This is a genomic window from Duganella vulcania, assembly GCF_009857655.1.
Lineage (GTDB): Bacteria > Pseudomonadota > Gammaproteobacteria > Burkholderiales > Burkholderiaceae_D > Rugamonas > Rugamonas vulcania.
Genome location: NZ_WWCX01000195.1, coordinates 1 through 4,138 on the forward strand (window position 1 = coordinate 1; position 4,138 = coordinate 4,138).

The following is a 4,138-nucleotide window of genomic DNA, read 5'->3' on the forward strand; positions in this document are numbered from 1 at the left end:
GGCGGCCATGCCCAGGCCAGCGTGCTGGGCCGCGCGCTGCCGCAGCCGGTGGCCGCGCCGCGCCGCATCGTGGTCATCGGCGACACCGGCTGCCGCCTGCAAAAGAGTTCCAACAGCTACCAGGCCTGCAACCGCGCGGCCGACTATCCGTTCGCCGCCATCGCGGCGGCCGCCGCCGCGTGGGGCCCGGAGCTGGTGATCCACGTCGGCGACTACCACTACCGCGAGAACGCCTGCCCGGACGGCGACGCCGGTTGCGCCGGCAGCCCGTGGGGCTACGGCTGGGACGCCTGGAACGCCGACTTCTTCGCGCCCGGCGCGGCGCTGCTGCGGGCGGCGCCGTGGATCATGGCGCGCGGCAATCACGAGAACTGCCAGCGCGGCGGCCAGGGCTACTGGCGCCTGCTCGATCCGCGTCCGCTGGCCGCCGGGCGCGACTGCAACAACGCCGGCGACGACGTGCTCGGCAACTACAGCGCGCCCTATGCCGTGCCGATCGGCCAGGACACCCAGTTGCTGGTGCTCGACACCGCCAACACCACGTGGAAGGGCTTCAAGCCGGGCGATCAGGGCTACGAGCAGTACCGCACGCTGTACCGGCAGCTGGACGCGCTGGCGCAGCAGGCGCCGCGCAACATCGGCATCACCCACCATCCGCTGCTGGGCATGGGCGCGGACCGCCGCGCCGACGGCTCGATCCGGCTGCTGACGGGCGACGCCGGCCTGCAGCAGACCTTCGGCTCGCTCAACCCGGGCCTGCTGCCGGCCTCGGTGCAGGCCATGCTGTCGGGCCACGTGCACCTGTGGGAGCAGGTCAGCTTCGCCGGCGGCCACCCGAGCCAGTTCATCTCCGGCTTTTCCGGCACCGCCGAGGACACCGTGCCGCTGCCCGAGCGCCTGCCGGACGGCGTGACGCCGGCGCCGGGCGCGCAGGTCGAGCAGTTCAGTTCCTGGGTCGACGGCTTCGGCTTCATGACCATGGAGCGCCAGGACGCCGACCGCTGGCTGGTGCAGGTGCACGACCTGCAGGGCCGGGTGCGCAACAGCTGCCAGCTCGACGGCAAGCGCTCGCGCTGCGCGGTGGCGCAGGTGCGCTGAGCGCCGCGGCGGCCCCGGGTGTCACAAGCTGTTACATCGCTTAGCGGCCCCAGTGTTACCAAATGCACTAAAATACCGGCCAACGCGTGTAAGATGCTGCACCCGCCCGTTGCCCGGCCCTATTCGATTTGGAGAGAGATTGTTATGAAAAGTGTGTACCTGCGTTCAGGCCTTGCCCTGGCGTGCGCCGCCCTGCTGAACGCCTGCGGCGGCGGCAACGGCAACCTGGCCCTGTCGGGCACCATCACCGGCCTGAACAAGCCCGACCTGGTCCTGATCAACAAGAAGACCAACGAACGCCTGGCCATCCCGGTCAACAGCACCAGCTTCGTGTTCACCCGCCTGGCCGCGGTCGACGAGGAATTCGACATCGAGATCGATACTCAGCCCACCGGCGCCATCTGCACGGCGCTCAACAACTCCAACACCGGCAAGGCCAACGCCTACACCTCGTACTCGATCGCGTTCAACTGCATCACCAATCCGTATACGCTGGGCGGCAACGTCAGCGGCCTGCGCTATCAGGGCCTGGTGCTGGCCAACGGCGCCGACCTGGTCAGCGTGCTGCCGCCGGCCACCGCCGGCGCCCAAGTCGGCTTCACCTTCCCCAGCAAGGTCGCCGACGGATCGCCGTACGGCGTGACGGTGCTGTCGCAACCGGTCGATCCGGCCACCAAGCAGACCCAGGTCTGCGCGGTCGCCAACCCCACCGGCAACATGCCGGGCAAGAACTACGCCGACCTGGTCGTCACCTGCAATTAATTCCGGGGCCGGCCCTCCGCGCGATGGCCGGCCCGCCCGCCTCTTTTTGGAGTACACCATGAAATTTTCGACTTTGAGCGCCGTCGCGGCGCTGATGCTGGCCGCCGCGCTGTCCGCCTGCGGCGGCAAGGCCCAATTCGCCGTGCAGGGCAGCATCGAGGGCTTGAACAACAGCGGCCTGGTGCTGGCCAACGGCAGCGACACGCTGCCGGTGCCGTCCGGCGCCACCAGCTTCACGATGCCGCGCCAGATTTCCTACGGCACCGACTACAACGTCACCGTGCAGGCCAACCCGGCGCACCAGACCTGCGCGCCGATCGCCGGCGCCTCCGGCTCGGCCGGCCACACGGTGTCGATCGCCGTGGCGATCCGCTGCATCCAGAACAGCTACACCGTGGGCGGCTATTTCACCGGCCTGTTCCCGACCCCCGCCAGCGGCACCACGGCCGCCGCCCCGCGCGTGGTCGTGTTGCTGAACGGCTCGACCGGCGGCCAGGTCTCGGTGTCGAGCGCCAACGCCAACGACACCGTGCTGGGCAAGGGCGAGTTCCAGTTGCCGGCGGTGGCCGACGGCGCGGCCTACGGCGTGACCATCCTGTCGCAGCCGGCCGACATCAATTGCACGCTGGCCAACAACACCGGTGTGGTCAACGGCGTCATCGTCAGCAACATGATCCTGAGCTGCACACCGAAGTAAGGGCGGGGAGGGAGCGGGAGACAGTTATTCGTTATCGTGATGATCGATATTCGAAAAATAAAGTTGCGTTATATGCCGCGTCGCAGCATACTGCACCTGTCTCCTCCACTTCTTGCAAAGGAATTGGATTTAGCCCGCTTTCACCAGCGGGCTTTTTTTTGCCAATTTGGGGTCAAGTCTGACATTCGGACACGGGCTCTGCCGTAGTGGCCGCTACGGCAGAGCCCGTGTCCGAATGTCAGACTTGACCCCAAATTTATTTACAGCAGGTTGGCCAGCGCCACGTACTGCGCCAGGCCGACCGTTTCCGGACGCATGGTCGGGTCGATGCCGGCCTCGATGATCTGCGCCTCGGTGAACATGCCGGCCAGGCAGTTGCGGATCACCTTGCGCCGCTGCGAGAACGCCTTCAGCACCACCGCCTCCAGCACCGCGCCGTCGCACGGCAGCGGGTTGGCCACCGGGACCATGCGCACGATGGCCGACTCCACCTTCGGCGGCGGGTCGAACGCTTCCGGCGGCACCACGAACAGCAGCGACATGTCGTAGCGCCATTGCAGCATCACCGACAGCCGGCCGTAGGTCTTGCTGCCCGGCTCGGCCACCATGCGCTCCACCACTTCCTTTTGCAGCATGAAATGCTGGTCCTGCACCAGCGGCGCGAACGTCGCCAGATGGAACAGCAACGGGCTGGAGATGTTGTACGGCAGGTTGCCGACTACCCGCAGCTTGCGTCCGGCCGGCACCGGAATGCTGCCGAAGTCGAACTTGAGCGCGTCGCCGGCGTGGATGGTCAGCTTGGCCGGGTTGTAGGTCTTTTCCAGCCGCGCCACCAGGTCGCGGTCGAGCTCGACCACGTGCATCTGGTCCAGCGTGCGCATCAGCTGCTCGGTCATCGCGCCCAGGCCGGGCCCGATCTCGACCATCGTGTCGTCCGGCGCCGGGGCGATCGCCTCGGTGATGCTGGAGAGGACGTATTTGTCATGTAAAAAGTTTTGGCCGAAGCGTTTGCGGGCGACGTGTTTCATAATTGTTCTTGGTTGAGGTGAAGGGAGGCATTGGCCATCGCCACGGCGGCGTCGAGCGCGGCGTCCATGCTGCCGCCATCGGCCAGGCCGAGGCCCCGGGCCGCCAGGTCCAACGCCGTGCCGTGGTCGACCGAGGTGCGGATCAGCGGCAGGCCCAGCGTGATGTTGACGCCGCGCCCGAAGGTGGCGTACTTGAGCACCGGCAGGCCCTGGTCGTGGTACATGGCCAGCACGCAGTCGGCGTCTTGCAGGTATTTGGGTTGGAACAGCGTGTCGGCCGGGTACGGCCCGCGCGCGTCGATGCCGCGCGCCTGCGCCGCCGCGATGGCCGGCGCGATGATGTCGATCTCCTCGCGCCCCAGGTAGCCGCCCTCGCCCGCGTGCGGGTTCAGGCCGCACACCAGGATGGTCGGGGCGGCGATGCCGAACTTGCTGCGCAGGTCGTGGTCGATGATGTCGAGCACGCGCGCCAGGCCGTCCAGGCTCAGCGCGGCCGCCACGTCCTTGAGCGGCAGGTGGGTGGTGGCCAGCGCGACGCGCAGCGGCGGCGGCG

5 protein-coding genes are annotated in these 4,138 nt (G+C 67.9%); 3 read left to right on the forward strand and 2 right to left on the reverse strand.

Annotated features, from left to right (window positions below; translation table 11 throughout):
• From GTP90_RS35005 to GTP90_RS35015, 3 genes are all read left to right on the forward strand, one after another.
• The coding region (locus GTP90_RS35005; RefSeq protein WP_161087827.1) for a metallophosphoesterase family protein at positions 1–1,098 on the forward strand (1,098 nt) is incomplete at its 5' end.
• A gap of 144 nt (positions 1,099–1,242) precedes the next feature.
• A complete protein-coding gene (locus GTP90_RS35010) occupies positions 1,243–1,860 on the forward strand; it encodes a hypothetical protein (RefSeq protein WP_161087828.1) in 618 nt (205 codons plus the stop codon).
• A gap of 58 nt (positions 1,861–1,918) precedes the next feature.
• Positions 1,919–2,557 (forward strand): hypothetical protein, encoded by a 639-nt coding sequence (locus GTP90_RS35015; RefSeq protein WP_161087829.1) that lies wholly within the window; start codon positions 1,919–1,921, stop codon positions 2,555–2,557.
• A 260-nt stretch (positions 2,558–2,817) separates the two neighbouring features.
• Here GTP90_RS35015 and rsmA read toward each other — a convergent pair whose 3' ends face one another.
• Complete coding sequence (gene rsmA, locus GTP90_RS35020; protein WP_161087830.1) at positions 2,818–3,585, reverse strand: 16S rRNA (adenine(1518)-N(6)/adenine(1519)-N(6))-dimethyltransferase RsmA; 768 nt, start codon at positions 3,583–3,585, stop codon at positions 2,818–2,820.
• A partial coding sequence (locus tag GTP90_RS35025; RefSeq protein WP_175048352.1) for a 4-hydroxythreonine-4-phosphate dehydrogenase PdxA occupies positions 3,582–4,138 on the reverse strand: 557 nt, incomplete at its 5' end. The genes rsmA and GTP90_RS35025, both read right to left, overlap by 4 nt.

What these genes read in the sequence shown, in the direction of transcription:
- GTP90_RS35010 (WP_161087828.1), top strand. Translation starts at nt 1,243, where the DNA reads ATGAAAAGTGTGTACCTGCGTTCAGGCCTTGCCCTGGCGTGCGCCGCC.
- GTP90_RS35015 (WP_161087829.1), top strand. Translation starts at nt 1,919, where the DNA reads ATGAAATTTTCGACTTTGAGCGCCGTCGCGGCGCTGATGCTGGCCGCC.
- rsmA (WP_161087830.1), bottom strand. Translation starts at nt 3,585, where the DNA reads ATGAAACACGTCGCCCGCAAACGCTTCGGCCAAAACTTTTTACATGAC.